This window comes from Microbacterium lacusdiani, from assembly GCF_054779895.1.
This window is the reverse complement of the sequence record NZ_BAAGXJ010000003.1, coordinates 392,613-414,519: the sequence shown is the minus strand read 5'-3', so window position 1 is coordinate 414,519 and position 21,907 is coordinate 392,613. Positions and strand designations below refer to the sequence as shown.

Here is a 21,907-nt window from a genome sequence, read left to right as displayed (position 1 = left end):
GCGCGTCAGCGGCCGAGCACCTCGGCGTACAGCGCGCGCGTGCGGTCCGCGATCGACAGCCACGAGAACTCGCGCTCGGCCCGCTCGCGGCCGGCCTCGCCCAGCGCGCGGGCGCGGTCGGGGTCCGAGACCATGTCGGTCAGGGCCGCGGCGAGATCCGCGACGAAGCGGTCCGGGTCGGTCGGGGTGCCGGTGCCGTCGTCCAGCTGGTCGATCGGAACGATCGTGCCCGTGACGCCGTCGGCCACGACCTCGGGGATGCCGCCGGTGCGGGTCCCGACGACCGGGGCGCCGCACGCCATGGCCTCGAGGTTCACGATGCCGAGCGGCTCGTACACGGAGGGACACACGAACGTCGTCGCGGCGCTCAGCAGGGCGCACAGCTCGGGGCGCGGCAGGTGGCGGTCGATCCACACGACGCCGGAGCGCTCCTGGCGCAGCCCGGCGACCAGGCCCTCGACCTCCGCCATGATCTCGGGGGTGTCCGGGGCGCCGGCGCACAGCACCAGCTGCACCTCGGGCGGCAGCAGGCGCGCCGCGCGCAGCAGGTACGGCAGGCCCTTCTGGCGCGTGATGCGACCGACGAACACGACGGACGGGCGATCCGGGTCGACCCCCAGCGCACGGACCGTGTCGGGGTCGTCGACGCGCTGCCAGGCGCTGAGGTCGATGCCGTTGTAGACGACCTTGACGCGGTCCGGCTCGAGGTCCGGGTAGACGCGCAGCAGGTCGCGCCGCATGCCCTCGCTCACGGCGACGACCGCGTCCGCCCGCGTCAGCGCGTCCCGCTCGATCCAGCTCGACAGGCGGTAGCCGCCTCCGAGCTGCTCGGCCTTCCACGGACGCAGGGGCTCGAGGCTGTGCGCCGTGGCGATGTGCGGGATGCCGTGCAGCATCTTCGCGACGTGGCCCGCGAAGTTCGCGTACCAGGTGTGCGAGTGCACCAGGTCGGCGCCCGCCGCATCCGAGGCGATCTCGAGGTCGACGCCCATGGTCTGGAGCGCGCCGTTGGCCGACGCGAGTCCCGACGGGATGCCGTACGCGAACGTGCCCGGCTCGTCGCGGGCGGCGCCGAAGCACCGCACCAGGACCTCCAGGTCGACGCCCGGCCGCGGCAGGCGCAGCGCCTTCGCGAGCTCGGCGACGTGGACGCCCGCGCCTCCGTAGATCTCCGGCGGGTACTCGCGGGTGAGCAGATCGACGCGCATGCAGTCACCGTACTGCGTCGCGGCCCTCCGTGACGCCCCATGACAATCGGATCCTTCGAGTGATCGGCCAAGTCGCACTCCCGCTGGGGGCGCATACGACAGTAGTGTCGGGCTCGAGGTCCGACGAAGGGCAGGTGACCGCATGGCGGCGACGAAGAAGGTTCTCGGTATCGTCCTGGCGGGCGGTGAGGGCAAGCGATTGATGCCCTTGACGCTGGACCGGGCGAAACCGGCAGTGCCGTTCGGTGGGCACTACCGCCTGATCGACTTCGCGCTGTCGAACCTGATGAACTCAGGTCTGCGCCAGGTCGTCGTGCTGACCCAGTACAAGTCCCACAGCCTCGACCGGCACATCTCGACGCTGTGGCGCCTGAGCGGTCTGTTCAACTCGTACGTCACGTCGGTGCCGGCGCAGCAGCGCCTCGGCAAGCGCTGGTACCTCGGCTCGGCCGACGCGATCCTGCAGAGCCTCAACCTCGTCTACGACGAGAAGCCGGACTACATCGTCGTGGTCGGCGCCGACCACGTGTACCGCATGGACTTCGAGCAGATGATCGAGGCGCACATCGCCTCGGGCGCGGAGTGCACCGTGGCGGCCATCCGGCAGCCGATCTCGCTCGCCAACCAGTTCGGCGTGATCGACGTCGACCCCGAGAAGCCGGACAGCATCCGCGAGTTCCTCGAGAAGCCCGAGCACCCGCAGGGCCTTCCCGACTCGCCTGGGGAGGTCCTCGCATCGATGGGCAACTACGTCTTCACGGCGGATGCGCTGGTGGACGCGGTGCTCGCGGACGGCGAGCGCGCCGACTCGAAGCACGACATGGGCGGCGACATCGTGCCCTACTTCGTGGAGCGCGGCACGGCCGGGGTCTACGACATGAAGCACAACGACGTGCCGGGCAGCACGGCGCGCGACCGGTACTACTGGCGCGACGTGGGGACGATCGACTCGTACTTCGACGCGCACCAGGACCTGATCTCGGTGCTGCCGGTGTTCAACCTGTACAACGACGAGTGGCCGATCTTCAGCCGGCAGGACAACATGCCTCCCGCGAAGTTCACGCGCGACGCGCGCGGCACGCTCAGCACGGTCATCGACTCGATCGTGTCGCTCGGATCCGTGATCTCGGGCGCGCACATCGAGCGCAGCGTGCTGGGAGCGCGGACGGTCGTCGAGTCGGGGGCCATGCTGAGCGACTCCATCGTGTTCGAGCAGTCGCGCATCGCGGCCGGGGCCACCGTGCGCCGCGCGATCGTCGACAAGAGCGCGATCGTGGAGTCCGGGGCGACCGTGGGCGTCGACCCCGAGCTGGACCGCTCGCGCGGCTTCACGGTCACCGACAGCGGCATCACGGTCGTCGGCAAGGGCGTGCGCGTCACGCGCGACTGAGCCCCGCGCGCATCCGCATAGGCTGGACCCATGGCGGAGAAGTGGTCCCTGGGTCGTGCCCTGCGCGGCGTGTTCGTGCGTCCGACGATCGACGAGGACACCTGGGACGGGCTCGAGACCGCCCTCATCCAGGCGGACTTCGGCCCGGACATCACGGAGCGCGTCGTCGAGCAGCTGCGCGCGGACGTCGAGCGATACCGCACGACGGACCCGCGCGACCTGAACCGCATGCTCCAGGAGACGCTCGAGGAGCGCTTCGCGAAGTACGACACGACCCTGAAGCTCACCGAGCGACCCGCCGTGGTGCTCGTGGTGGGCGTCAACGGCGTCGGCAAGACCACGACGATCGGCAAGTTCGCGCACTTCCTCCGCCGCTACGGGCGCTCGGTCGTGGTCGGGGCCGCCGACACGTTCCGCGCCGCCGCCGTCGACCAGCTGGCGACGTGGGCCGAGCGCGGGGGCGCCGCCATCGTCCGCCCGGAGCGCGAGGGCCAGGATCCGGCGTCCGTCGCGTTCCAGACGATCGACCACGCCAAGCGCACGGGCACCGAGATCGTGCTCGTGGACACGGCCGGGCGCCTGCACACCAAGGGCGGGCTCATGGACGAGCTCACCAAGATCCGCCGGGTGATCGAGAAGCAGGCGCCGATCAGCGAGGTGCTGCTCGTGCTGGACGCCACGACGGGTCAGAACGGCGTGATGCAGGCCGAGGCGTTCCTGCAGCACGCGGGCGTCACGGGCCTCGTGATCTCGAAGCTCGACGGCTCGGCCAAGGGCGGCTTCGTCCTCGCCGTCCAGGAGCGCACGGGCATCCCGGTCAAGCTCGTCGGCCAGGGCGAGGGCATCGGCGATCTCACCGGTTTCACCCCGCACGTGTTCGTCCAGTCGCTGGTCGAGGGCGCCGTCGACTGACGGCGCGGAGCGTCGCGGCGGCCGGCGCGGTCGCGGTGCCGTGAGGCGCGGGACACGCTCGAGATGCGCAACCTACCGCCGCGGCGGTGCGACTGCTTACATAGGTCTATGACGATCGAACACGACTTCTTCGGTCTTCTGGAGTCCGGTCCCGACGGCTCGATCTTCTGGTCGGAGAACGTCGATCTGGGCGACCAGAACGTGACGGTCGACCTGACCGCGCCCGACCAGGACGACGTGTCCCCGGCCGCCCTCGACGCGGCGGCCGCCATGGTGTCGGCGCTGGAGGAGCTGGATCGCCGCGCCCGCGTCGCGATGCTCGCGGAGGTGGACAACCGCGCGAGCGAGGTGACCGAGTACATCCTGATGCAGCAGGAGACCCTGGGCGACGAGCTCGAGGACTACCTCGTGGACATCAGCGGCGAGCCCGCGGTGGACATCATCCGGTCGCTGCAGCTGATGAGCATGACGATCCTCGCCGACGAGCACGGCGGCGACGACCCGTTCGCGGTGCTCGAGTACGCGCTCGACCCGGATGCGGCCGACGACGTGCTTCTCGTGAACCTGGACTCGGCCGGCTCCGTGCTGTCGGTCACCAGCGCCGACTGACGCCTAGGGCGTGTCTGACAAATAGTTCGGCGGCGCGCTGAGAGTCTGAGGTCGTGACGCGGTTTCAGGTGCTCTCGGATGCTCAGTGGTCGTTGCTCGAGGAGATGCTGCCGCGCCCGACCGGGCGCAGGGGACGGCCCTTCGCGGACGCGCGGTTGATGGTCGAGGGCATCGTCTACCGGTATCGGTGCGGGATCGCGTGGCGGGATCTGCCGGAGGTGTTCGGGCCGTGGCAGACGGTATGGACCTGGCATCACCGCATGGCCACGGATGGCACCTGGGACAAGGTGCTCGCCACACTCACCGCCGCCGCGGACGAGGCGGGGCTGGTGGAGTGGTCGCTGTCGGTGGACTCCACGATCGCCCGCGCGCATCAGCACGCGACGAACACGAAGCGCCTCACAGGGGGCTGGATCGAATTGCACGAATCCGGGCGTCGAGCCGCCTGATCACGCGGTCGGCCGCTCCCGAGGCGGCCTGTCGACGAAGATCCACCAGCTCGTCGACGGCAACGGGCTCCCGCTGGTCGCGCTGCTGACAGCAGGCCAGGCCGGGGACTCGCCGATGTTCCTGCCGCTGATGGGACACCTGCGTGTCGCCCGCCCCGTCGGCCGGCCCCGCACTCGTCCGGACGCGGTCCGGGGTGACAAGGCGTACTCATCCCGCGCGATCCGCGGGCATCTACGCGCCCGCGGGATCAAGGCCGTGATCCCCGAGCCGTCCGACCAGCAAGGCCACCGCAAGCGCCGCGGCTCACGCGGCGGACGCCCCGTCGGCCTCGACGCCGCCGACTACAAGGGCCGCAACGTCATCGAGCGCCGCTACTGCCACATCAAGCAATGGCGAGGACTCGCCACCCGCTACGACAAACTCGCGATCACCTACCGGGCCGCTGTCATCCTCAACGCCGTCATCGCCTGGACCCGGCAATTGTCAGACATGCCCTAGCCGAGCGCGGCGGCCACCAGGTCGCGGGTGAACGCGTGCTGCGGATCGCCGAACACGGACTCGGTGCCGCCCTCCTCGACCACGACGCCGTGCCGCATGACCGCGACGCGGTCGCTCACCCTCCGGACGACCGCGAGGTCGTGCGAGATGAACACGATCGCCAGGCCCTCCGTCCGCTGCAGGTCCAGCAGCAGGTCGAGGATGCCCGACTGCGTCGTGACGTCCAGCGCCGACACCGGCTCGTCGCAGACCAGCACGTCCGGGTCCGCCGCGAGGGCGCGCGCGATCGCGACGCGCTGGCGCTGGCCTCCCGACAGGCTCGCCGGGCGGCGCCGCAGCACCGCGGCCGGGTCGAGCCCGACGCGCTCGAGCAGCGCGGCGGGCGAGGGCGCGGCGCCGCGCCGTGCGAGGCGCAGGATGCGCTCGACCGTGTGCCGCGGATCGAACGAGCCGAGCGGATCCTGCGGCACGAGCCGCATCCGCGCGCCCTCCGCCCGGTGCACCTCGCCGGCGTCGGGGCGCTCGAGGCCCGTGAGCAGCCGGGCGAGCGTGGTCTTTCCCGAGCCCGACTCTCCGACCACCCCGAGCACCTCGCCGCGCCGCACCGACACGTCGACGCCGTCGACCGCCGCGAACGCTCCCGACGGGCCCGGGTAGCGGCGCACCAGTCCGGTGGCCTCGATCACGGGCTCGCCGGGTGCTGCCGCCGTGGGCTTCGGGCCGGTGGGGGCCGCCGCGAGCAGCGCGCGCGTCGCGGGATGCGCGGGCGCGTGGAGCACCTGTTCCGCGGACCCGTGCTCGACGATGCGCCCGCCGTCGATCACCGCGATCCGGTCGGCGACGCGCGCGACGGTGGACAGGTCGTGCGTGATGAGCAGCAGTCCCGTGCCCTCGTCGCGCAGGCGGCCCAGCAGGCCCAGGACGCGGACGGCGGTCGTCGCGTCCAGGGCTGTGGTCGGCTCGTCGGCGACGATCAGCCGCGCCCCGCCGACCACCGCCGACGCGATCAGCGCGCGCTGGCGCATCCCGCCCGACAGCTGGCCCGGGCGCTGCCGCAGGCGCGCATCGGCCTCCACGCGCGCCGGGCCGCCGAGCGGGAGGCCGGCCGCATCGAGCGCGTCCAGCACGCGGGATCGCCGCTCGGCGCGCGGGACGCCGCGGACCGCGAGGGTCTCGCCGACCTCCGCGCCGATCGTGCGCAGCGGGTCCAGGGACTGCAGGGCGTCCTGCAGCACGAGGGACACGTCGGCGCCGCGCAGCGCGCGCCACGCGCGCTCGGGCAGCCGGCGCGCATCGCGCCCCGCGATGTCGAACACGTCGGCGGCGACGCCCGCGCCGTCGCGGCGCGTGAGGCCGAGCAGGGTGCGGGCGAGCACGGACTTGCCCGCTCCGGACTCGCCCACGACGGCGAGGCATTCGCCGGGCGCGACCTCCAGGTCGACGCCGCGGAGCACGTCGGCTCCGCCGAGCCGCACGCGCAGCCCGCGGACGCTGAGCAGGGGAGTCGTCATGAGCCCGCCGATCCGGCGCCGGACGCCCGGCGGCCCAGCACGGTCAGGACGGTCGCGGTCGCGACGATCGCGAGGCCGGGCAGCACGGTCATCCACCACGCCGTGCCGATGTACACGCGACCCGCGTTGAGCATGGCGCCCCACTCCGGCGAGGGCGGCAGCGCGCCCAGCCCCAGGAAGCTGAGGGCCGACACCCACACGATCGCCTGGCCGACGCCGAGCGTCGCGGTCGCGACCAGCGGCCACAGCGTGTTCGGGGCGATGTGGCGCGCGAACACCGCGACGGGTCCGACGCCCTCGTGCCGCGCATACGCGACGTAGTCGCTGCGGACCACGCCCCGCACGCGGGCCCGCAGGATGCGCGCGTACCCGGGCGCGGTCGCGGCGCCGATCGCGATGACGGACGCCTGCGTGCCGGGCCCGATGACGGCGACCAGGAGCAGCGCCATCACGAGCGTGGGGAGCGCGAAGAGCACCTCGACGACGCGGGCGATGGCGGCATCCAGCCAGCGCGGGCCCAGGGCGCCCGCGAAGCCGAGCACGAGGCCCGCGCCGATGCCGATCCCGGTGGCGGCCAGGCCGATGCCGGCCGACGCGGCCGCGCCGTGCACCACGCGCGTGAACAGGTCGCGCCCGGACTCGTCGGTGCCGAACGGATGCGTCCACGACGGCGGCGAGAACGCCTCGGCGGGCGCGATCGCGAGCGGATCGCCGGGGGCGAGCACGCCGGGCGCGACGACCGCGAGCAGGATGGCCGCGAGCCCGAGCGCCGCGACGACGCCGCCGGGACCGAGGCGCCGGAGGATCCGCGCGGCATCGGCCGCCATGACGCTCACGATCCCACCGCCAGCTCGGGCGTGCGCATCGCGTGCGGCGCACGGGGCGTGCGCAGCCGCGGATCCACCACGAGCTCGACCGCGTCGACGACCGTGACGACGACCACGTAGAGCAGCGCCACCACCACGACCGCCCCGATCACGAGCGGAACATCGCGCGACATCGCGGCGTCGAGCAGCAGGCGACCGAGGCCGGGGCGCGCGAACAGCGCCTCGACCACGACCGCGCCGCTCAGCAGGTGGCCGAACGCCCAGCCCGACAGGGACAGGGCCGGAAGGCTCGCGTGCCGCAGCGTGTGGTGCAGCAGCACGCGCGGCTCGCTCGCCCCGCGCGACCGCGCGGTGACGGCGAACGGCGACGCGTCGGCCTCCAGCAGGGCGTCGCGGGACACCTGCGCCAGGAAGCCCGCGATCGGGATCGCGAGCGTGACGACGGGGAGGACCAGGCCGGCCGGGCCGGCGCCGGAGCTGGTGGCGGGAAGAATCTGCAGCGACGACGCGAACACCAGGATGAGCACCGCGCCGAGCCAGAACTGCGGCATCACGGTCGCGACCAGCTCGAGCCCCCGCAGCACGCCCACCGCGGCGCGACCGGCCCGGCCCCGCCATCCCGATCCGGCGGCCGCGGTCGCCGCGATCGTCGAACCGGCGACCGCGAGCGCCCACGCGAGCAGCAGCGCGAGGACCGCGAGCAGCAGCGTCCCCGGGAGCTGGGCGCCGATGAGCTCCGCGACCGGCTGGCGGCGGGCATACGAGTCGCCGAGCTGGAACGTCGCGACGCGCCACAGCTGCGCGAGGTACTGCACGACCAGGGGATGGTCGAGGCCGTACGCCGCGCGCGCCTGGGCGACCGCCTCCGGCCCGGCCTGGGAGCCGGGTCCGCCGAGGATCGCCTCGAGCGGGTCGCCGGAGGCGCGCAGCGCGAAGAACACCGCGGTCGCGACGACCCAGATCACCAGCAGCGCGGAGCCGATCCGGCCCAGCAGCCAGCGCAGCCAGGCCGGGAGCCCGCGCGCCAGTCGCGCGGGGAGGGGATCAGCCGACGAGTCGGGCATCGACGAAGGTCGGCGTCGCGACCGTGCCGAGCGTCGTCACGCCCGTCACGCCGCGCGTGAGGAAGTGGTTCTGCTGGTCGTACAGCGGCAGGATCGTGAAGCTCTCCAGGATGCGCTGCTGCGCCTGCGCGTACAGGTCGGCGCGGGCCGCCTCGTTGTGCGTCGCCGAGGCCTGGTCGAGCAGCGCGTCGAGCTCGGGGTCGCTCAGCTGGGCGTGGTTCGCGAAGTAGCCGGACGGCGCGGGCACGATGCCGTCCGAGTGGTACAGCACGCGGAGCACCTCGGGACCCACGCGCGTGTAGGGCGCGCTCACGGCCTCGTACTCGTTCGCGCCGAGCGCGCCGTACCAGGTGGACAGGTCGACGGGGGAGAGCTGCACGTCGAAGCCGACCGCGGCCGTGTTGGCCTGGATCTGCTCGAACAGCGACTGCTCGGCCGCGACGGACTGGTTGGTGCTCACGGGGAAGCGCACCGTGAGGCGCTGCCCGTCCTTCATGCGCGTGCCGTCCGCGTCGCGCTCGGTCCACCCGGCCTCGTCGAGCAGCGCGTTCGCGGCATCCGGGTCGGTGCCGAACAACGACTCGTCCGAGACGCCCATGGGCTCCGTGCTGCCGAGCGGCGAGTACGAGCGCGTGACGGTGCCGAGGTAGAGCGACTCGATGCCCGGGTTCGGGTCGGCCGCGCGGATGAACGCCTCGCGCACGCGGGCGTCGTCGAACGGCGTCTGGCCGGCGTTGAGCTCGATGCGGTTGACCGAGCCGGGGCGCGGCGCGTCGATGTGCTCGATCTCGTCCCCCTGCTCGGCCGACACGATCGCGTCGGGCTGCGGGTTGTCGATCACGTGGACCTCGCCCGAGGCGAGCGCAGCCTGGCGCGTCGCGGCGTCCGGGATGAAGCGCCACACGATCTCGTCGAGGTAGGCGGGCCCCTCGTGCTCGCCCTGCGGGCCGGGCGAGGCGTAGTCGTCGTTGCGGACCAGGGTGATCTGCTGCTGGGGCACCCACTCCTCGACGATGAACGGGCCCGTGCCGATGGGCGCGGCGCAGTTCTCCTCCATGCCCCGCTCGATGCCGGCGGGCGACTGGATGGCGGTCCACGGCATGCTCAGCGACTCCAGCAGCGCGGAGTCGGGCTCCGAGAGGTGGAAGCGCGCGTGGGTCTCGTCGACGACCTCGACCTCGGCGACCTTAGACACCGCGAGGTAGCCGGTCGACGACGCGGTCTCGGGGTCCTGCAGGTGCTCGATGTTGACCTTGACGGCCTCCGCGTCGAACGGCGTGCCGTCGGTGAAGGTCACATCCTCGCGCAGCGTGAGGTCCCAGGTCAGCCCGTCCTCGGACACCTCCCAGTCCTCGGCGAGCCACGGCGTGATCTCCCCGTCGGCCGTGCGGCCGACGAGCGGCTCGAGGTACTGCGAGCTGATCAGAGCCTGGGGGTAGTTGCCGCCCACGTGCGGGTCCAGGCAGGTCGGCTCCGCGTCGCCGGTGGCGTACACGAGCGTGCCGCCCGTCGCCGGCTCGGCCGCCTCCTGGCCGGCAGGGGAGCAGGCGGTCGCGATCAGGACGACGGATGCCGACAGGGCGAGCAGGGGCAGGGCGCGACGGAGCATGGGGACCTTCGTGAGGGATCTGCTGTGCGGTCCGAGGATTCCGGACCGCGTCCAAGAATAGTCCCGCGGGGAGGGGCGGGCTCCGGCCCGCAGGACGGCGGTCCGGCTCACGCGCTCGCGTGCGCGGGCATGTCCTTGATGTGGTTCGTGATGCGCACGGTCGAGCAGCGCCGGCCCTCGTCGTCGGTGATCACGATCTCGTGAACCGCGACCGTCCTCCCGAGGTGCAGCGGCGTGCACACCGCGTGCACGTGGCCCGACGTCGCCGATCGGGTGTGCGTCGCGTTGACGTCGACGCCGACCGCGAGGCGGCCGGGGCCCGCGTGCAGGTTGGCCGCGACCGATCCGAGCGACTCGCCCAGCACGACGTACGCGCCGCCGTGGACGAACCCGACCGACTGCCGGTTGCCGAGCACGGGCATGCGCGCCACGGAGCGCTCGACCGTGAGCTCGAGGAACTCGATGCCCATCCGCTCGGCCAGCTCGCCGGGGCCCTGCTGAGCCACGAAGTTGCCGGCGGCGTCGGTCGTCGTCCCGGTGTCGGCGTCGGTCATGTCCGCTCCTCTCATGCCCGGCCCGTGAATGCCGGTCGGCGCTTCTGCTGGAAGGCCGCGAAGCCCTCCCGGTAGTCGTCGGTGTCGCACAGCGCAGCCTGCGCGCGGTTCTCATCCGTCATCGATCGCCAGAATCCCACGCGCTCGTCGCGCAGCGCGGCGATCAGCCGCTTGGATGCGACGAACGCCTGCGTCGGCCCGTCCGCGGCCTTCGCGGCGGCGGCGCGCGCCGCGGCCAGGACGTCGTCGTCGGGCAGCGCCTGCGAGAACAGCCCCAGCGCCACAGCCTCCGCGCCCGTCATGAGGCGACCCGTGTAGATCAGGTCGAGCGTGCGGTGCGCGCCGAGCCGCTCGAAGAACAGCGCGTGCCCGCCGGAGTCGAGCGTCGCGCCGAGGTTGACGAACGGGCTGCCGATCTTCGCCGACTCGGCGACGTAGACGACGTCGCTCGCGATCAGCAGGCCCAGGCCGACGCCGAGGCACGCACCGTGCGCCACCGCGAACGTCGGGGCCGGGAACTCCGCGATGCGTCGCATCACCGGCTCCACCCGGCCCTCGAGGTACCCGAGCACGTCGTCCTCGCGCGGATCCACGCCCGCGATGTCGCGGCCCGCGCAGAACGCCCGGCCCTCGCCGCGCAGCACGAGCGCGCGGACGCCCGCCGCCTCGGCCTCGCTGTACGCGGCGCCGAGCGCGTCGAGGTCTTCGGGGCCCAGCGCGTTGAGCTTCGCGGGCGCGTTCAGCGTGACCTCGGCGACGCCGCCCTCGATCGTCAGGTCGATCATCCGGACTCCTCGGTTCTGCGCCCGTCAGACGTCGTAGTCGACGACGACGCGGTCGGACGTGGGGTGGGACTGACAGGTGAGCACGTAGCCGCGCTCGATCTCGTCGGGCTCGAGCGCGTAGTTCTCGCGCATCGTGACGCTGCCGTCGAGCACGCGGGCCCGGCACGTGCCGCACACGCCGCCCGCGCAGGCGAACGGGACGTCGGGCCGCACGCGCAGCGCCGCGTTGAGGATCGACTCATTGGCGCTCACGGGACTCTCGACCGAGGCCGACGTGCCGTCGAGTGTGAAGTCGATGCGGAACGTCTTCTCGCCCTCCCGCACCTGCACGGGGCGTCCGCGCTCGGGCGGCGCCTGGCCCGGCTCGCCGGTCGTGAAGAGCTCGTACCGAATGTGCTTCGGGTCGACGCCGTGCTCCTCGAGCAGGTCACGGCACAGCTGCACGAGCTCGAACGGCCCGCACAGCGCCCACTCGTCGACCGTGTGCACGGGGATGAGCACGTCCAGGATCGTCCGGAGCTTCGCCTCGTCGAGGCGACCGGAGAGCAGGGGAGCGGTGCGCTGCTCGCGCGAGAGCACGTGGTGCAGGGCCAGCCGGTCGGGGAAGCGGTCCTTCAGGTCGGCGAGCTCCTCGACGAACATGACGTCGAGCGACGAGCGGTTCGTGTAGAGCAGGGTGAACCGCCCGGTCGCGCTGTCCTCGAGCACGCGGTGCGCCATCGTGATCACGGGCGTGATGCCCGATCCGGCGGCGATGCCGACGACGTGCCGGCCCTCGAGGTCCGCGAGGTTCGACGTGAAGGTGCCCTGGGGGCTCATGACGTCGAGCTCGTCGCCGGGCCGCAGCTGCTCGTTGGCCCACGGCGAGAAGACGCCGTGGTCATCGCGCTTGACCGCGACCGACACGCGCCCGGGCGCCGGCGGGCGGCAGATCGAGTACGATCGGCGCACCTCGTGCCCGTCGATGGTCGCGCGCAGCGCCAGGTACTGGCCGGGCAGGTAGCGGTACTCGCCCTCGAGCTCCGGCGGCACGGCGAACGTGACCTCGACCGCGGACTCGGTCAGCGGGCGCACGTCCTGGACGCGCAGGCGGTGGAACGTGGCGCGCTTCTTCGCGCCGATGTCGGTGGCGGGCATCAGTGCACCTTGAAGAAGTCGAACGGCTCCTGGCACTCCAGGCACTCGTACAGGGCCTTGCAGGAGGTCGAGCCGTAGCGGGAGACCTCGCGCGTGCGGAGGGAGTGGCATCGCGGGCATTTGACCGCGACCGGCACGGGCAGCGGGCCCCGGCGGACGGGCGCGCGGCCGTTGGGCGGGGCGATGCCGTAGCGCTCCAGCTTGACCCGGCCGGCCTCGCTCATCCAGTCCGTGGTCCAGGCCGGCGAGAGCGTGAACGCGACGTCCACGCGGTCGTAGCCCGCCGCCGTGAGCTGCAGGATGACGTCGTCGCGCATCTGCTCGATCGCGGGGCATCCGGAGTACGTCGGCGTGAGCACGACCTGCACCCGATGCCCGTCGGAGTGCACCGAGCGGAGCACGCCGAGGTCCTCGATCGTGAGGACCGGGACCTCGGGGTCGGCCACCTTCGCGGCGATGTCCCAGGCGGCCGCCGACGCGGGGTCGGCCGGGCGGACGCCCGTGGCGTCGGACTGCGTGACCACGGCGCTCACCACTTCGCCCTTCACCACTTCGCCCCGGGATGACGCCGCGCGAGCCACTGCATCTCGGCGAGGATGTAGCCCAGGTACGACGTGTGGGAGCCGGAGCGGCCGCGTGCCATCGCGGGCTTGGCGGCCGGACGCTCGAGCTCCGCCTCCGCGAAGACGGCGTCGATCGCGGCGTCGAAGCCGGCGCGCAGCGTCGACGGCCGCGGCACGACGTCGCCGAGGCGGTCGATCAGCTCGTCGTCCTGGAACGGCTCGTCCGCGTACGCCCAGATGTCGCCGAGCGCGCGGACGATCCGGCGCCGCGACTCGTCCGTGCCGCCCGCCAGGCGCAGCGTCCACTGCACCGCGTGGTCCCGGTGATACGCGACCTCTCGGGCCGCCTTGGCCGCGATCGCCTGCAGGCCGGGATCGGGGCTGTGCTCGAGCGCGTCGTAGAGCTCGACCTGATAGGTCGAGAACAGCAGCTGCCGCGCGATCGTGTCGGCGAAGTCGCCGTTGGGCTGCTGCACGAGCCAGCAGCAGCGGAACTCGTGCTCGTCCCGCCAGTACGCGAGGTCGTCCTCGGTGCGGCCCGACGCGGTCCCGGCGTAGCGGAGCAGGGCGCGGGCGTGCCCGAGCAGATCCAGCCCGATGTTGCCCAGCGCGAGGTCCTCCTCCAGCTCCGGCGCGCGCGAGATCCACCACCCGAACTGCTGGGACAGGATGAGCGCGTCGTCGCCGAGCCGCAGGGCGTACTCGGCCACGTCGGGCGACGCGATCCCGCCGGCCCCGGGGAGCTCGTCGGCGAGGTCCAGGGCGTCGACCGCCACGTCGCCGTGGTGGTCGAACTCCCCGTCGTGCCCGTGGTCGACGGGCGCCTCGGCGGTCACAGGTGCTTCACCCCCTCGGCGCGCGTGTAGTACACCGCGTGCCGGTAGTTCTTGCCCGCGGGCGACTCGAAGAAGGAGCCCTTCGCGTCGGGGTCGCTGGTCGTGATGGCGGCGGCGGGGACGACCCAGATCGACACGCCCTCGCCGCGCCGGGTGTACAGGTCGCGCGCGTTGCGCAGCGCCATCTGCTCGTCGGGCGCGTGCAGCGACCCGACGTGCACGTGGCTCAGGCCGCGGTTCGCGCGGACGAAGACCTCCCAGAGGGGCCAGGTCTCGGCGGGGGAGTCACCGGGGGTGGACATCGTCGTCTCCTCGTAGCGGGGTGGCGGGGATCAGGCCGCGAAGCGGGCCTTCTCCTGCTGCTTGCGGGCGTACTCGGCGGCGGCCTCGCGGACCCACGCGCCGTCCTCGTGGGCGTCGCGGCGGTGCCGCAGCCGGTGGGTGTTCATGGGGCCGCGGCCGTCGAGCACGGCGTGGAACTCGTCCCAGTCGATCGGGCCCGAGATCCAGCGGCCGGTCTCCTCGTCGAAGCGCACGTCCTTGTCGGGGCACTCCAGGCCCAGCGCCTCGAACTGGGGCACGAGCATGCCGACGAAGCGCGAGCGCAGCTCGTCGTTCGAGAACCGCTTGATCTTCCACGCCATGGACTGCGCCGAGTTGGGCGAGTCGTCGTCCGGCGGGCCGAACATCATGATCGAGGGCCAGTACCAGCGGTTCACGGCGTCCTGCGCCATCTGCTTCTGCTCGGGGGTCCCCTGCGACAGCTCGAGCAGGATCTCGAAGCCCTGGCGCTGGTGGAACGACTCCTCCTTGCAGATGCGCACCATCGCGCGGCCGTACGGTCCGTACGACGCGCGGCACAGCGGCACCTGGTTGCAGATCGCGGCGCCGTCGACCAGCCAGCCGATCGCACCCATGTCGGCCCACGTCGGGGTCGGGTAGTTGAAGATCGACGAGTAGCGCGCGCGGCCCTCGATCAGCTGCTGCGTCATCTCGTCGCGCGTGATGCCGAGCGTCTGGGCGGCCGAGTAGAGGTAGAGCCCGTGACCGGCCTCGTCCTGCACCTTGGCCATCAGGATGGCCTTGCGCTTCAGGCTCGGGGCGCGGGTGATCCAGTTCGCCTCGGGCTGCATGCCGATGATCTCCGAGTGCGCGTGCTGCGAGATCTGGCGGATGAGCGTGCGACGGTACGCGTCGGGCATCCAGTCCCGGGGCTCGATTCGCTGGTCCGCCTCGATCAGGGCGTCGAACTGCGCCTGCGCCTCCTGGGCGTCCAGCTCCGGTGCGGTCGTCGTCGACATCGCTGGCCTCCTCGCCGTCGTCCCGGATCGGATCCGGGAAGTTCGCTTCCAGTAATTACTTACCGAACATTCAGTGAGTATACTCGCCACAGGTCGGCCCGCAACACGGCGGGTGCGGAACGCGAAGGAGCGTGCATGACTGCCGAGCAGGTGGAGACGTTCGAGGACACGATCACGCCGGATCCGGCCTGGCGTGCGACCACGATGGCGCCGACGGACTACACGAAGCAGCACTTCGGCATCGAGATCGAGGCGCTGGAGCCCGGCCGGGCCGTGCTGTCGATGACCGTGCTCGACTGGATGGCCAACGGCTTCGGGATCACCCACGGCGGCATGGTGTTCACGCTCGCGGACACGGCCTTCGCGTACGCGTGCAACGAGGGCGAGGCGATGGTGGTGGCGCAGGCGGCCGACATCACGTTCCTGCGCGCGACGCGCGCCGGCGACCGGCTGACCGCCACGGCGGAGCGCCGCTGGGTCGGCGGCCGCAACGGCATCTACGACATCACCGTGACCGACGACTCCGGCGAGCCCGTCGCCGAGTTCCGCGGCCGCTCCCGGGCGCTCGCGCCGGGCCGCGGCGACTGACCGACCGAAGACATCCAGTGACGAAGGAGTCCGAGATGACCGACACCATCACCCCGCCTGCTCCGGTCGAGGCGGCGCCCGCGTACACCGAGGCGCCCGCCGGCCCGGCCGCGCCCGAGACGCTCGACCGCGCCGCGCTCGAGGCGCTCCAGCTCGAGCGCCTCCAGTGGACCGTGCACCATGCCTACGAGAACGTGCCGCTGTACCGCGAGAAGTTCGACGCGGCAGGCGTGCACCCCGACGACATCCGGACGCTCGCCGACGTCGAGAAGCTGCCCTTCACGACCAAAGAGGACCTGCGACGGAGCTACCCGTTCGGGATGTTCGCGGTGCCGATGACGGACGTCCGCCGCATCCACGCGTCGTCCGGCACGACCGGCCGTCCGACCGTGGTCGGCTACACCGAGGGCGACCTCGACCGATGGGCCGACCTGATCGCGCGGTCGCTGCGTGCCGCGGGCGTGCAGCCGGGCTGGAAGGTGCACAACGCGTACGGCTACGGCCTGTTCACGGGCGGGCTCGGCGCGCACTGGGGCATCGAGCGCCTCGGCTGCGTGGCGATCCCCGTGTCGGGCGGGCAGACCGCGCGGCAGGTGCAGCTCATCCGGGACTTCGAGCCCGACGCCATCCTGTGCACGCCGAGCTACCTGCTCACGATCGCCGACGCGTTCGAGGAGCAGGGGCTCGATCCGCGCGAGACGTCGCTCAAGGTCGCCGTGTGCGGCGCCGAGCCGTGGACCAACGAGATGCGCCGCGAGCTCGAGCAGCGCATGGGGCTGAAGGCCGTCGACATCTACGGGCTGTCCGAGGTGATGGGCCCCGGCGTCGGCCAGGAGAGCGTCGAGACGCAGGACGGTCCGCACATCTGGGAGGACCACTTCCTGCCCGAGATCGTCGGCGACGACCTGCAGCGGGTCGCGGACGGCGAGCGCGGCGAGCTGGTGTTCACGACGCTCACGAAGCAGGCGTTCCCCGTCATCCGGTACCGCACGCGCGACCTGACGCGCCTCATGCCGGGCTCGGCATACCCGGCGATGCGGCGGATCGAGAAGATCACCGGCCGCAACGACGACATGATCATCCTCCGCGGCGTGAACCTGTTCCCGACGCAGATCGAGGAGATCGCGCTCGAGATCGAGCACCTCACGCCGCACTTCATCCTGGAGCTGACCAAGCGCGGCCGGATGGACGAGCTCACCGTCAAGATCGAGTGCACGCCGGGCATCGAGAAGGAGACGTCCGAGGCGGCCGCGAAGATCCTGCAGGCGCGGGTCAAGGAGCGCATCGGCACGACGGTCGACGTCGTGATCGTGTCGACCGGATCGCTGCCGCGGTCCGAGGGCAAGTACAAGCGCGTCTACGACCTCCGCGACCAGGCGTGAGCGGCTCCCGGGTGCCCGCGGCGATGTGCGGCAGGATGGGACGATGAGCACGACCACGGATGTCCCTCCCGCCCGCCGCGGGCGCCCGGGGTACGACCGCGACGGCATGCTTGAGGTCATCGTCGCGGCGTTCAACGACCACGGCTACGACGCCACGTCGCTCGGCATCATCGCCCAGCGCCTCGGCCTGTCGAAGTCGGCGGTGTACCACCACTTCGCCTCGAAGGAGGAGATGCTCGAGCTCGCGCTCGAGAAGGCGCTCGGCGAGCTGCAGGCCGTGTTCGAGGCGCCCGAGGCGAACGAGGGGCCGGTCGACCTGCGCATCCGGTTCGTGCTGCGCGGCGCCGTCACGGTCGCGTGCGAGCAGCTGCCCTATCTGACGCTGCTGCTGCGCCTGCGCGGCAACACCGACGTGCAGCGGCGCGCGATGGAGCGCCGGCGCGAGCTCGACCACCGGCTGCGCCGCCTGTTCGAGCTCGCCCGCGAGGAGGGCTCGCTGCGCGACGACATGGATCCGGGCGTCGCGGAGCGGCTCACGTTCGGCCTCGTGAACTCGATCGTCGAGTGGTATCGCCCCGACGGCCCCATGAACCCCGACCAGCTCGCCGACGCGGTCGTCGCGTTCGTCCGCAGCGGCCTCCGCGTCAGCGAGACCCGCGACTTCCGCTGAATATTCGGGTCACACGCTGCGGCCTGCGGACCTGTTCCGCCGTGCGAGCGAAGCGAGCGTGGAGCGCAGCGACTGCCGACCACCTCGAATCCGCGACGTCCCTCGTCGATGGAGCGCAGCGACAGCGATCGATCCCGAGTCCCGGCGCGAAGCGTCGGGCGAAGGATCGATGACGTTCACTGCACTACCCGCGAAGCGGCGAAAGAACAGGAGACTTCGACACCAGCGTCAGCACGTCGTAGGTGGCGACCCTCTCGCCGTCCTGGTTGGTGAGGACCGCGTCCCAGTGCACCTCGCCGTACTCGTCGGTCTCGCGCGGGATGATCTGCTTGGCCGTGAGCGTGACGCGGATGCGGTCGCCGGGGGAGACCGGCGTGAGGAAGCGCAGGTTCTCGAGCCCGTAGTTCGCGAGCACCGGGCCCGGCTCGGGGTCGACGAACAGGCCGGCGGCGAAGGACACCAGCAGGTAGCCGTGCGCGACGCGGCCCGGGAAGAACGGGTTGGCGGCGGCGGCCTCCTCGTCCATGTGGGCGTAGAACGTGTCACCCGTGAACTCCGCGAAGTGCTCGATGTCGGCCAGGGTCACCTCGCGCTCGGCCGAGACGACCTGGTCGCCGATGCGCAGCTCCTCGAGAGACTTGCGGAACGGGTGCACCCCGTCGGCGTTGGCGCGCGCTCCGGTGTGCCACACCCCGGTCACGGCCGTGAGCATCTCGGGCGATCCCTGGATGGCCGTGCGCTGCATGTAGTGGAAGACGCTCCGGATGCCGCCCAGCTCCTCACCGCCGCCCGCGCGGCCCGGGCCGCCGTGCACCAGCATCGGCAGCGGCGAGCCGTGGCCTGTCGACGACCGGGCGTCGTCGCGGTCGAGCAGCAGCATGCGGCCGTTCGCCGACGCCACGCGGCGTGTGAGAGCCGCCACGAAGGCCGGATCCGCCGACGCCACGCTGGTGACCAGCGAGCCGCCGCCGCGCACCACGAGATCGGCGGCCTGCTCGGGCGTCTCGTACGCGATGATCGACGACACCGGCCCGAACGCCTCGGTGTCGTGCACGCGCTCGGCGAGCGGGTCCGCGAACCGCAGCAGGATGGGGGAGAGGAAAGCTCCCTCGCCCGCCGACCCGCCGTCGGCGTCGCCCACGACGACCTCGCCCCCGCCCTCGATGAGCCTGCGCACCTGACGCAGCACCTCGTCGCGCTGCTCGACCGAGGCGAGCGCGCCCATCGTCACGCCCTCGGCGCGCGGGTCGCCCACGACGACCTTCTCGTCGATCCGGGCGCGGACCGCGTCGATCACGGCGTCCGCGGTGGCGGCCGGCACGATCGCGCGGCGGATGGCGGTGCACTTCTGGCCGGCCTTCGCCGTCATCTCCGTCACGAGCTGGCGCACGTACGCGTCGAACTCCGGCGTGCCGGGCGCGGCATCCGGCCCCAGCACCGACGCGTTGATCGAGTCGGTCTCGGCGTTGAAGACCACGCCGCCGCGCTGGACCGCATCGTGCCGGCGCAGCGAGTCGGCGGTCGACGCCGATCCCGTGAACGACACCACGTCGCCCAGGCGCGTGTGCTCGAACAGCTCGCGGACGGATCCCGACACGAGCTGCACGGATCCGGCCGGCAGCAGGCCCGACTCCACCAGGATCCGCACCAGGTGCTCGGTGACGTACGCGGTCGGGGTGGCGGGCTTGATCACGCTCGGCATGCCGGCGAGGAACGCAGGCGCGAGCTTCTCCAGCGGGCCCCAGACCGGGAAGTTGAACGCGTTGATCTGCACGGCGACGCCGGGCAGGGTCGTGCGGATGTGGCGGCCGAGGAACGACCCGTCCTTGGCGAGCACCTCGAGCGGACCGTCGAGCTGGACTGTCGCGTTGGGCAGCTCGCGGCGGCCCTTGCCCGAGTACGTGAACAGCACGCCGATGCCGCCCTCGACGTCGACCCAGGAGTCCGTCTTGGTCGCGCCCGTGCGGTACGACAGGTCGTACAGCTCGTCCTTGCGCTCCTGCAGCGCGAGCGCCATCTTCTTCAGCAGCACGGCGCGCTGGTGGAACGTCAGGGCCCCGAGGCTCGCCTGACCGACGGTGCGGCCGTGCTCCAGCACGGCGCCGAGGTCCAGGCCCTCGCTCGAGACCGCCGCGACCACCTCGCCCGTCGAGGCGTCCCGCACCTCGGCGCCGGCGGCGCCCTCGGCGGGGCTCCACCAGCCGTCCTGCACGTAGCTCTGCAGCATCCGGGTCGCGGTCGTCGAAGCGCTCATCGTGTCGTCTCCTTCGCGGCGGCGTCGCCGCCCTCGGTCCAGTCGTAGAACCCTCGTCCGGCCTTGCGGCCGATCCTGCCCTCGGCGACCATGTCGCGCAGCAGCCGGGGCGGGGCGAAGCGGGGGCCGAGCTCGCGCTCGAGCTGCTCGGCGATGCCGAGCCGCACGTCGAGGCCCACGATGTCGGTCGTGCGCAGCGGCCCGGTCGGGTGGCGGTAGCCGAGCTCCATGGCGAGGTCGATGTCGGCGGGGCTCGCCACGCCCTCCTCGACCATGCGGATGGCCTCCAGCGCGATCGCGACCCCGAGGCGGCTCGACGCGAAGCCGGGGGAGTCGGTCACCGTGATGGGCGTCTTGCCGAGGGCCTCGATCCAGCTGCGCGCCGCCTCGGGGAGCTCGGGCGCGGTCTGCGCGCCGACCACGATCTCGACCAGAGACGACGCCGGCACCGGGTTGAAGAAGTGCAGGCCGATCAGCCGCTCGGGACGCTCCAGGCCGTCGGTCAGGCGTGCGAGCGGGATCGACGACGTGTTCGACGCGAGCACGGCGTCGGCCGCGAGCACGGCCTCGACGCGCGCGAGCGCCTCGAGCTTGAGGTCGAGATCCTCCGGCACCGCCTCGATCACCAGCCCGTGGGCCGCGAACGCGGCCGCGTCGGTCGTGACCGTGAGCCGGCCGCGCAGCTCGGCGGCGTTGCCATCGAAGCCGCGGGCGATGGAGCGGTCGATGCTCTCCTCGATCCGGGCGCGTGCGGCGTCCGCGGCGTCGAGGTCGCGCTCCACGACCGTGACGTCGGATCCGGCCAGCAGGAACGCGTGGGCGATCCCGCCGCCCATGCGGCCGCCGCCGAGCACGCCCACGCGGGCGGGGGTGTGAGGGGTCATCGGGCCTTCTTCCTCTCGAGGAACGCGGTCATCCGGCGCTCCTTCTCGGGGCTCTCGAACAGCACGGCCTGCTCCTCGAGGTCGATGTCGGGGTGCGCCTCGCGCGGGGCGAGCAGCGCGCGCTTGGTGGCCTGCGTCGCGGCGGGGTCGAGCGCGGCGATCCGCCGGGCGATGCCCTCCGCCTCGGCCATCGCCTCGGTCGGCTCCGCCACGCGCGTCACCAGTCCCGCCGCGAGCGCCTCGTCGGCGTCGAGCACGCGTCCCGTGAGCAGGATCTCGGCGGCGAGCGGCTCGCCGACGATCTCCCGCAGGCGCCAGGTCGCGCCGGCCGCGGCGATGATGCCGAGTCCGGTCTCGGGGTTGCCGATCTTGAGCGAGGGCGTTCCGATCCGGATGTCCGCGGCGTACGCGAGCTCGGCTCCGCCGCCGAGCGCATAGCCGTCGATCACCGCGATCACGGGCATGGGCAGCCGCCGGATGCGCTCGAAGCATCGCGTGTTGATGCCGGCGCGGGCGTCGGCGGCGCGGCGCTCGCGCAGCTGCGCGATGTCGGCGCCGGCCGCGAACGTCCCGCCCGCTCCCGTGAGGATGAGCGTGCGCGGCTCGTCCTCCAGCGCCTCGCACAGCGCGTGCAGCGCGTCGACGAGGTCCTGGTCGATCGCGTTGCGCTTCTCGGGACGGTCGAGCGTCGCGGTCACGTGCGTGTCGTGCCGCTGGATGCGCAGGGTCTCGCTCACCCCGTGACCTCCTCGTCGCGCGGGCCGCCGCGTCGTCGCGGAGGCGAATTCCTGACCGAACGGTCGGTGATGAAGTCAGGATAGGCGGCAAGGGGCGTGCGCCGCAAACGGCGCGCCCGTCATCCCGCTGAGCCCGGC

At 72.4% G+C, this 21,907-nt stretch carries 22 protein-coding genes; 7 read left to right on the top strand and 15 right to left on the bottom strand.

The window, feature by feature from the left end; all coding sequences use genetic code 11:
- Nucleotides 1-5: 5 nt before the first annotated feature.
- The gene (gene glgA, locus ACYVGN_RS04130) at nucleotides 6-1,208 is read right to left on the bottom strand and encodes a glycogen synthase (protein WP_460788946.1); all 1,203 of its coding nucleotides are present in this window, start codon (nucleotides 1,206-1,208) and stop codon (nucleotides 6-8) included.
- Nucleotides 1,209-1,350: 142 nt separating this feature from the next.
- On the opposite strand from glgA, the gene glgC reads away from it, so the two are divergent.
- From glgC to ACYVGN_RS04110, 4 genes are all read left to right on the top strand, one after another.
- Complete coding sequence (gene glgC, locus ACYVGN_RS04125; RefSeq protein WP_460788944.1) at nucleotides 1,351-2,598, top strand: glucose-1-phosphate adenylyltransferase; 1,248 nt, start codon at nucleotides 1,351-1,353, stop codon at nucleotides 2,596-2,598.
- 30 nt (nucleotides 2,599-2,628) lie between these two features.
- On the top strand, nucleotides 2,629-3,510 hold the full coding sequence (ftsY, locus tag ACYVGN_RS04120; protein WP_055991040.1) for a signal recognition particle-docking protein FtsY: 882 nt from the start codon (nucleotides 2,629-2,631) through the stop codon (nucleotides 3,508-3,510).
- A 108-nt stretch (nucleotides 3,511-3,618) separates the two neighbouring features.
- Nucleotides 3,619-4,119, top strand: a complete 501-nt coding sequence (locus ACYVGN_RS04115) for a DUF2004 domain-containing protein (RefSeq protein WP_460788942.1) — start codon at nucleotides 3,619-3,621, stop codon at nucleotides 4,117-4,119.
- 53 nt (nucleotides 4,120-4,172) lie between these two features.
- Nucleotides 4,173-5,067 (top strand): IS5 family transposase gene (locus tag ACYVGN_RS04110; protein ID WP_460788940.1). Its coding sequence is split into 2 segments (ribosomal slippage): nucleotides 4,173-4,523 and nucleotides 4,525-5,067, totalling 894 coding nucleotides; the frame shifts between segments, so codons are not numbered across the junction.
- On the opposite strand, the gene ACYVGN_RS04105 is transcribed toward ACYVGN_RS04110, so the two are convergent.
- From ACYVGN_RS04105 to paaA, 11 genes are all read right to left on the bottom strand, one after another.
- Nucleotides 5,064-6,578 carry an ATP-binding cassette domain-containing protein gene (locus ACYVGN_RS04105; RefSeq protein WP_460788938.1) on the bottom strand — a complete coding sequence of 505 codons (1,515 nt, stop codon included), beginning with the start codon at nucleotides 6,576-6,578 and terminating at the stop codon, nucleotides 5,064-5,066. The genes ACYVGN_RS04110 and ACYVGN_RS04105 overlap by 4 nt on opposite strands.
- The gene (locus tag ACYVGN_RS04100) at nucleotides 6,575-7,405 is read right to left on the bottom strand and encodes an ABC transporter permease (protein ID WP_055991049.1); all 831 of its coding nucleotides are present in this window, start codon (nucleotides 7,403-7,405) and stop codon (nucleotides 6,575-6,577) included. The genes ACYVGN_RS04105 and ACYVGN_RS04100 overlap by 4 nt, the downstream gene beginning before the upstream one ends.
- Nucleotides 7,406-7,410: 5 nt before the next feature.
- Nucleotides 7,411-8,469: an ABC transporter permease gene (locus tag ACYVGN_RS04095; RefSeq protein WP_460788935.1), complete on the bottom strand. Its 1,059-nt coding sequence runs from the start codon at nucleotides 8,467-8,469 to the stop codon at nucleotides 7,411-7,413.
- Entirely contained in the window at nucleotides 8,450-10,078 is a 1,629-nt protein-coding gene (locus ACYVGN_RS04090; RefSeq protein WP_460788933.1) for an ABC transporter substrate-binding protein, read from the bottom strand. Before ACYVGN_RS04090 ends, ACYVGN_RS04095 begins: the two co-directional genes overlap by 20 nt.
- Nucleotides 10,079-10,185: 107 nt before the next feature.
- A complete protein-coding gene (locus tag ACYVGN_RS04085; RefSeq protein WP_055991055.1) occupies nucleotides 10,186-10,632 on the bottom strand; it encodes a PaaI family thioesterase in 447 nt (148 codons plus the stop codon).
- A gap of 11 nt (nucleotides 10,633-10,643) precedes the next feature.
- Nucleotides 10,644-11,417, bottom strand: coding sequence for an enoyl-CoA hydratase/isomerase family protein (locus ACYVGN_RS04080; protein ID WP_134745201.1), 774 nt, complete (start codon nucleotides 11,415-11,417; stop codon nucleotides 10,644-10,646).
- Nucleotides 11,418-11,441: 24 nt separating this feature from the next.
- The gene (gene paaE, locus ACYVGN_RS04075) at nucleotides 11,442-12,554 is read right to left on the bottom strand and encodes a 1,2-phenylacetyl-CoA epoxidase subunit PaaE (protein WP_055991061.1); all 1,113 of its coding nucleotides are present in this window, start codon (nucleotides 12,552-12,554) and stop codon (nucleotides 11,442-11,444) included.
- Complete coding sequence (paaD, locus tag ACYVGN_RS04070) at nucleotides 12,554-13,078, bottom strand: 1,2-phenylacetyl-CoA epoxidase subunit PaaD (RefSeq protein ID WP_055991455.1); 525 nt, start codon at nucleotides 13,076-13,078, stop codon at nucleotides 12,554-12,556. The genes paaE and paaD overlap by 1 nt, the downstream gene beginning before the upstream one ends.
- Before the next feature lie 20 nt (nucleotides 13,079-13,098).
- Complete coding sequence (gene paaC, locus ACYVGN_RS04065) at nucleotides 13,099-13,953, bottom strand: 1,2-phenylacetyl-CoA epoxidase subunit PaaC (RefSeq protein ID WP_460788930.1); 855 nt, start codon at nucleotides 13,951-13,953, stop codon at nucleotides 13,099-13,101.
- Nucleotides 13,950-14,255 (bottom strand): 1,2-phenylacetyl-CoA epoxidase subunit PaaB, encoded by a 306-nt coding sequence (gene paaB, locus ACYVGN_RS04060; RefSeq protein WP_460788929.1) that lies wholly within the window; start codon nucleotides 14,253-14,255, stop codon nucleotides 13,950-13,952. Before paaB ends, paaC begins: the two co-directional genes overlap by 4 nt.
- Nucleotides 14,256-14,285: 30 nt before the next feature.
- Nucleotides 14,286-15,254 (bottom strand): 1,2-phenylacetyl-CoA epoxidase subunit PaaA, encoded by a 969-nt coding sequence (gene paaA / locus ACYVGN_RS04055; RefSeq protein ID WP_460788928.1) that lies wholly within the window; start codon nucleotides 15,252-15,254, stop codon nucleotides 14,286-14,288.
- Between the two features lie 135 nt (nucleotides 15,255-15,389).
- On the opposite strand from paaA, the gene paaI reads away from it, so the two are divergent.
- From paaI to ACYVGN_RS04040, 3 genes are read left to right on the top strand one after another with little or no spacing between them, the layout of a single operon-like run.
- Nucleotides 15,390-15,842: a hydroxyphenylacetyl-CoA thioesterase PaaI gene (gene paaI, locus ACYVGN_RS04050; RefSeq protein WP_134745198.1), complete on the top strand. Its 453-nt coding sequence runs from the start codon at nucleotides 15,390-15,392 to the stop codon at nucleotides 15,840-15,842.
- A 35-nt stretch (nucleotides 15,843-15,877) separates the two neighbouring features.
- Entirely contained in the window at nucleotides 15,878-17,224 is a 1,347-nt protein-coding gene (gene paaK, locus ACYVGN_RS04045) for a phenylacetate--CoA ligase PaaK (RefSeq protein WP_460788926.1), read from the top strand.
- A 43-nt stretch (nucleotides 17,225-17,267) separates the two neighbouring features.
- Nucleotides 17,268-17,894, top strand: coding sequence for a TetR/AcrR family transcriptional regulator (locus ACYVGN_RS04040; protein WP_055991073.1), 627 nt, complete (start codon nucleotides 17,268-17,270; stop codon nucleotides 17,892-17,894).
- 184 nt (nucleotides 17,895-18,078) lie between these two features.
- Here the strand turns inward: ACYVGN_RS04040 and paaZ are convergent, their stop codons facing one another.
- From paaZ to ACYVGN_RS04025, 3 genes are read right to left on the bottom strand one after another with little or no spacing between them, the layout of a single operon-like run.
- Nucleotides 18,079-20,148, bottom strand: a complete 2,070-nt coding sequence (gene paaZ, locus ACYVGN_RS04035; protein ID WP_460788924.1) for a phenylacetic acid degradation bifunctional protein PaaZ — start codon at nucleotides 20,146-20,148, stop codon at nucleotides 18,079-18,081.
- The gene (locus tag ACYVGN_RS04030; RefSeq protein WP_460788922.1) at nucleotides 20,145-21,032 is read right to left on the bottom strand and encodes a 3-hydroxyacyl-CoA dehydrogenase family protein; all 888 of its coding nucleotides are present in this window, start codon (nucleotides 21,030-21,032) and stop codon (nucleotides 20,145-20,147) included. Before ACYVGN_RS04030 ends, paaZ begins: the two co-directional genes overlap by 4 nt.
- On the bottom strand, nucleotides 21,029-21,769 hold the full coding sequence (locus ACYVGN_RS04025; protein WP_134745196.1) for an enoyl-CoA hydratase/isomerase family protein: 741 nt from the start codon (nucleotides 21,767-21,769) through the stop codon (nucleotides 21,029-21,031). Before ACYVGN_RS04025 ends, ACYVGN_RS04030 begins: the two co-directional genes overlap by 4 nt.
- Nucleotides 21,770-21,907: the final 138 nt, after the last annotated feature.

What these genes read in the sequence shown, in the direction of transcription:
- glgA (WP_460788946.1), bottom strand. Translation starts at nt 1,208, where the DNA reads ATGCGCGTCGATCTGCTCACCCGCGAGTACCCGCCGGAGATCTACGGA.
- glgC (WP_460788944.1), top strand. Translation starts at nt 1,351, where the DNA reads ATGGCGGCGACGAAGAAGGTTCTCGGTATCGTCCTGGCGGGCGGTGAG.
- ftsY (WP_055991040.1), top strand. Translation starts at nt 2,629, where the DNA reads ATGGCGGAGAAGTGGTCCCTGGGTCGTGCCCTGCGCGGCGTGTTCGTG.
- ACYVGN_RS04115 (WP_460788942.1), top strand. Translation starts at nt 3,619, where the DNA reads ATGACGATCGAACACGACTTCTTCGGTCTTCTGGAGTCCGGTCCCGAC.
- ACYVGN_RS04105 (WP_460788938.1), bottom strand. Translation starts at nt 6,578, where the DNA reads ATGACGACTCCCCTGCTCAGCGTCCGCGGGCTGCGCGTGCGGCTCGGC.
- ACYVGN_RS04100 (WP_055991049.1), bottom strand. Translation starts at nt 7,405, where the DNA reads ATGGCGGCCGATGCCGCGCGGATCCTCCGGCGCCTCGGTCCCGGCGGC.
- ACYVGN_RS04095 (WP_460788935.1), bottom strand. Translation starts at nt 8,469, where the DNA reads ATGCCCGACTCGTCGGCTGATCCCCTCCCCGCGCGACTGGCGCGCGGG.
- ACYVGN_RS04090 (WP_460788933.1), bottom strand. Translation starts at nt 10,078, where the DNA reads ATGCTCCGTCGCGCCCTGCCCCTGCTCGCCCTGTCGGCATCCGTCGTC.
- ACYVGN_RS04085 (WP_055991055.1), bottom strand. Translation starts at nt 10,632, where the DNA reads ATGACCGACGCCGACACCGGGACGACGACCGACGCCGCCGGCAACTTC.
- ACYVGN_RS04080 (WP_134745201.1), bottom strand. Translation starts at nt 11,417, where the DNA reads ATGATCGACCTGACGATCGAGGGCGGCGTCGCCGAGGTCACGCTGAAC.
- paaE (WP_055991061.1), bottom strand. Translation starts at nt 12,554, where the DNA reads ATGCCCGCCACCGACATCGGCGCGAAGAAGCGCGCCACGTTCCACCGC.
- paaB (WP_460788929.1), bottom strand. Translation starts at nt 14,255, where the DNA reads ATGTCCACCCCCGGTGACTCCCCCGCCGAGACCTGGCCCCTCTGGGAG.
- paaA (WP_460788928.1), bottom strand. Translation starts at nt 15,254, where the DNA reads ATGTCGACGACGACCGCACCGGAGCTGGACGCCCAGGAGGCGCAGGCG.
- paaI (WP_134745198.1), top strand. Translation starts at nt 15,390, where the DNA reads ATGACTGCCGAGCAGGTGGAGACGTTCGAGGACACGATCACGCCGGAT.
- paaK (WP_460788926.1), top strand. Translation starts at nt 15,878, where the DNA reads ATGACCGACACCATCACCCCGCCTGCTCCGGTCGAGGCGGCGCCCGCG.
- ACYVGN_RS04040 (WP_055991073.1), top strand. Translation starts at nt 17,268, where the DNA reads ATGAGCACGACCACGGATGTCCCTCCCGCCCGCCGCGGGCGCCCGGGG.
- paaZ (WP_460788924.1), bottom strand. Translation starts at nt 20,148, where the DNA reads ATGAGCGCTTCGACGACCGCGACCCGGATGCTGCAGAGCTACGTGCAG.
- ACYVGN_RS04030 (WP_460788922.1), bottom strand. Translation starts at nt 21,032, where the DNA reads ATGACCCCTCACACCCCCGCCCGCGTGGGCGTGCTCGGCGGCGGCCGC.